Origin of the sequence: Wenzhouxiangella limi (genome assembly GCF_010499265.1) — a bacterium.
Taxonomy (GTDB): domain Bacteria; phylum Pseudomonadota; class Gammaproteobacteria; order Xanthomonadales; family Wenzhouxiangellaceae; genus Wenzhouxiangella; species Wenzhouxiangella limi.
Genome location: NZ_JAAGSC010000022.1, coordinates 1 through 4,697 on the forward strand (window position 1 = coordinate 1; position 4,697 = coordinate 4,697).

Sequence of the window (4,697 nt, forward strand, 5' to 3'; positions counted from 1 at the left end):
CTGCCGGGGGCTCGGGTAAGGGCCATGGGCAGGGCTGACGCGGCTCCGGATACCGCTGGAAATCGGAAAATGGGGTGCTTATAATTCCTATACGCTCAATGCGGCCAGAGCCACCTTGGCTTTGAAACTCGGTGTGTGGTTCCTTCTTTTGCGTCTTGTCATCATCTGCTCCTTGAGAGCCGAAGCTCCTCGTTGGGCAGAGAATGCCACTTATCGGGAAGAAAAATCTGTCCAGGCTATGGGGTCCACCTCAGACTTCAAGGCTCTTTGGTAGGCCTCCGTCGCTAAATTCGGATTCATTTAATCGTGCAATAATAGGTTTGAAGTCTCTGCGAGCGCGCCGGCATGATTGAAACCAATAATGGCTCGATCGGCAGACTGACCATCATCGGCACGGTCTCTCCAGCCGACGGTAACATTGAAGAGCCGGTCACTCAGTCCACGCTCCCTACCAGAATATAGCAAGTATAAGCTCCCGATTTCCTGATCTCCAGCAGTATCCGGAGCCGTGCCAGACCGCCCCCGGGCCCTTATCAGAGTCAGAAGCACGCCGAATTCCATCCGTTTCCGCCCTGTCGGCGGCAATCCAGCAGCCCATGTGCCCTCGTTTCTGCCGGGCGGGCTTATCCAGCACGAGCACCGCCTAGCCGCGCATGGATGGCACGCGGCCTGAAATCTAAATTCCTGCGATTCACCGAAGCAAAGCGACCGGAGGCGCCCGACTTTCCGGCCAGAGGCCAGGGAGATCCTCTTTTGCCAGGTGATTCAGGATCCTCTCGATGACCGGCGGGTCTTCGATAGACGCGATGACCTTGACCGTGCCACCGCAACTCGGACAGGTCTCGACGTCCACTTGGCAAACCCGTGACACGCGTCGTTCCTCCCCGGCTTGTCGCGACGCGATTTCAAGTGCCCTGGATGTGGCGTTTCGAGACCAAGCAGGCCGGTAGCGTAGCCGTAGCTACAGTGACGACTTGCGACCGAGCAAAACGGCGCGGATGCGGGGCGTGGGGGCGTCATAGTAGAGGGGTCATAGAGATGCCGGGCGCCCGCCACTCCCGCATGCAAGGAGCGGCCGGCCCGTCCGGCAAGCCTTTTTCGAGCAGAGTCTGGAGCTTGAATACCGTGCGCCTGCGGTCTAGCGGGCAGGATCATCGGACCGGGACGGCGAAACGCCGGTTCGCGCTGGAAATCGGCAAGTCGCCTGCTTATGCTGTTCATGCGATCCCTAGACTGAAATCATCCCATGAAGCACTTCCGGACTCTTCTTGTTTTCCTCCCGCTCTACGCAATGTGCCCGTGCACTGTCGAGGCCCAGCAGTCGCAGAACTCCGAGTCACTTCCGACGACCTGGTACGTGGCCGCAGGCGGCTCGGGCGACGGGCGGAGTCCGGCGGCGCCCTTCGGTTCGACCGAGGAGGTTGAAAAGGCGAGCGCTCCCGGCGACATCATCGTGGTGCTGTCGCGCGCCGATCGACTCGGCGGGGGGCTGGCCCTGAAGCCTCGGCAGATTCTGCGGGGATTTGCGACCAACTCGCGCCGACCTGTCATTACCAATACGAGCGAGGAGCGCAACGGCGGAAACGGCGTCGTGCTTTCGAAAGACAGTCGGATCGAAGGCATCGAGATCCGCGACACGCATGCAAGCGGGGTATTCGGCAGGGATGTAGGTGCGGTGGCCCTTTCGGACGTCTCGATCCACGGGGCCAATCGAAGTCGAGGGCTGATCGTCGAAAACCCCCTCGCACCTCTTCCGCACGCCGGCGTCGCCCTGATGGCCTCACCGGAGTCCGGAAGCCAGACTGCGCGGCTCAGCCGTGTGCACGTCGTCGAAGCCGCCGGCATGGCCATCGGTGCCAATGCCTTGGCAGGTGCCCGGTTGACGCTCGATCTCTACGATGTCGAAGTGATCGGCGGCGCAGGCTTTGGGAACGCGGACTACGGGATCGCCGCAACCGCGAATGGTCGAGGCTCGGAAGCCTCACTCCAGATGACCCGGAGCCGGGTGAGAGGGCGGACCTCGCCCGGGGCGCGCAATGTCGTCCTGGCCGCCAGTGACCACGGAACGGTAAAAGGCTTGATTTACGAATCCTTCATTGGCGAGTCGGGCCAGGACGGGGTTCTCGCAGCAGCCCTCACCCTCCCGGCCACTATCGACGTAAGCATCGTCGGCTCGACGATCGAAAACGGGGCCCAGAGCAACGTCGAGGGGACGTTCCTTGCCTTCCCTCATGAGCCGAACGACGTGGCTGATTCGAGCATCGCGATTTCGATTCATCGGAGCACGATCCGAGGCGCGGGACAGGGCCCCCTCTTCGGCGAGCGCGGCAGTAACGTCCTGCTGACGGGCTCGTTCATTCCTGAAGGACAGCCATTGGTGGCCGCGCCCTACTCGCTCCGGATCACGGACTCGACGATCGAGGACGGCAGCGCGTTCGGCCTTGCCGTCGGGTCCTTCAAAGGTCTCCCAACGGCCGACCCAGGGCACTTCGATGTATTGGTGCGCAACACCAAGTTCATCGGCAACCGGGGCGGAGAAATCATGATCGGCGCACCCGAAGCCCGGCTGGATGCGCGAGGAAACTGCTGGAGATCGCCCGACGATGAAAGCGAACCCCGTGTCATCACCTACTGGGTCGAAGAACCAGCTGCAGCCGAGACGTCCGAGCGGGTGAGTTGCGAGTGATTGAAGGTACGATAAACTGCGGGGGGAAGAATGCCGACTCTCAGACTTGCCGACCCCTTATTGGTAGCCCCCAAGGGCCCTTAACGGTGGGTGTCTCCTTCGTTTCCGGGATGCCGACCTTGATTAGAAGGAACACAGTCCGGTTATCAATCAGCATTCGTGGATCGCTCGGAGTCCGCTCAAAGGCTCAGGCCTTTCCACGATCTCTGCGGAAACAAAAGTAGATGGAAGTGAGTTGTCACGGAGCTAGGAATTTTAGTTAGCACAAGCTAGGTTCTGCTAGCACCTGCTAGCATATGCTAGCAAATGCTAGCAGCCGTTAGCATCAGCGACTCAAATTAAGAGAAAAATATATTGATACCAGTAGAAATTATTCATAAGCTACAACTGCGTCCATCAATGAATTTAATACGTAGCTATGATTCGTTTACGTCATCAAAGAGCAAGAACTGAAAGACCGAACAAAGTAAGACCGTCTGATGAGGATAGCTTCGATCTGTCCCGTGACATTGTGAAACTGCTGAGGGCCTGCTATATCGACGTAAGCTATGAGGCTGGGGTGCTAGAAACTGATTCAGTTGATTGTGAAATACATTACGTTTTAGATCCACATCCCTATATTCAACCGGAGCATGGGGAAAGTCAGATGTTTGCATCTATACGATATACGCTGGATCAACTCGGCAGGCTGGTGCTCCCGCCGGAGCAGCTAGCATTGGATTCTGATGGGAAGCTTGCGGATGAAAGCGACCTGTTGCGACTTTCATCCCTAGCTCGCTGGTACGATTTGTTGGAGAAGGTTGCGCCCAACAAGCTGGACGGAAAAAATGACCCCCCTATCGTGCCAGTTGACTTTCTGATTGATGGATCCGTTCTGCACCTCTCTGTATTGCCTGTCCACCAGATACGTGACCGCAAGCGGCGCATTGCCGAGGGGCGGTGGCCTCTTGCATATGACCAGGAAAAGCCGGTGGAGCCTAAGGCAACTCTGAATTAATCGCCATTCTGCGACAATATCGGAATCGTTTCTCACCGGACTGAATTCGATGGACCAGCTGAGCTTTGCCGACCTGGAATACGAGAACAAGAAGCGCAAGACGCGGCGCGAGAAGTTTCTGGAGCGCATGGACGCGCTCATCCCCTGGCCGCGGCTGGTCAAGAAGCTCAAGAAGCACTATCCCAGAGGCACCCGGGGCCGTCTCCCTTATCCGCTTGAGACCATGCTGCGGATTCACTGCATGCAATTGTTCTACAACCTGTCCGATCCGGCAATGGAAGACACCCTCTACGAGATTGAGTCCATGCGCCGCTTCGCCGGTTTGAAACTGTCGGATGCGCTGCCCGACGAGACCACCATTCTGAACTTCCGCCACTTTCTGGAGCGCTACAAGCTCGGCGACAAGATCTTCCAGGAGGTCAATCGCCACCTGCAGGAACAAGGCCTGATGCTCAGAGAAGGCTCGATCGTTGATGCCAGCATCATTGATGCGCCCAGCTCGACCAAAAACCAGGAAGGACAGCGAGACCCTGAGATGCACCAGACCCGGAAAGGCAAGCAGTGGTACTTCGGGATGAAGATGCATATCGCCGTCGACGACACACTGGGGCTGATCCACAGTCTGGAGACGACCCCGGCCAATACCCACGACCTCAGTGTGGTCGATCGGTTGCTGCATGGCGAAGAAGAGCGAGTCTTCGGCGACTCTGGCTACAGGGGCATTGAGCAGCACGTAGCACCCAAGAAACTCAAAGCACGCTTGTTCGTGGCTGAGCGTCCCGGCAGACGCAGGACGATGAATCCCGACAGCCCAGAGGCGTATGCCGAGAAGCTCAAGGCGTCGATGCGGGCGAAGGTTGAGCATCCGTTCTTCTACATCAAGAGAATGTTCGGTTACGGCAAGGTCCGCTACCGAGGCCTGACCAAGAACCGCAACCGGCTGAGCATGTTGGCGGCCTTCTCGAACCTGCTGATCGGGCAGCGCTATCAGCCAACGTAGGGTTACTGCGTCCG

3 protein-coding genes are annotated in these 4,697 nt (G+C 58.2%); all 3 read left to right on the forward strand.

All coding sequences use genetic code 11. The features are described from left to right. The first annotated feature begins 1,246 nt into the window (after positions 1-1,246). The 3 genes from G3I74_RS00135 (at position 1,247) to G3I74_RS00145 (ending at position 4,683) form a co-directional block, all read left to right on the forward strand. Positions 1,247-2,686: a hypothetical protein gene (locus G3I74_RS00135; RefSeq protein WP_164208717.1), complete on the forward strand. Its 1,440-nt coding sequence runs from the start codon at positions 1,247-1,249 to the stop codon at positions 2,684-2,686. 418 nt (positions 2,687-3,104) lie between these two features. Beyond that, the gene (locus G3I74_RS00140) at positions 3,105-3,683 is read left to right on the forward strand and encodes a hypothetical protein (protein WP_164208720.1); all 579 of its coding nucleotides are present in this window, start codon (positions 3,105-3,107) and stop codon (positions 3,681-3,683) included. 49 nt (positions 3,684-3,732) lie between these two features. Further along, positions 3,733-4,683: an IS5 family transposase gene (locus G3I74_RS00145; RefSeq protein ID WP_164208723.1), complete on the forward strand. Its 951-nt coding sequence runs from the start codon at positions 3,733-3,735 to the stop codon at positions 4,681-4,683. The last annotated feature ends 14 nt before the right edge of the window (positions 4,684-4,697 follow it).

Excerpts from the sequence above, each read along its gene's own strand:
- G3I74_RS00135 (WP_164208717.1), top strand. The coding sequence starts at position 1,247 with ATGAAGCACTTCCGGACTCTTCTTGTTTTCCTCCCGCTCTACGCAATG.
- G3I74_RS00140 (WP_164208720.1), top strand. The coding sequence starts at position 3,105 with ATGATTCGTTTACGTCATCAAAGAGCAAGAACTGAAAGACCGAACAAA.
- G3I74_RS00145 (WP_164208723.1), top strand. The coding sequence starts at position 3,733 with ATGGACCAGCTGAGCTTTGCCGACCTGGAATACGAGAACAAGAAGCGC.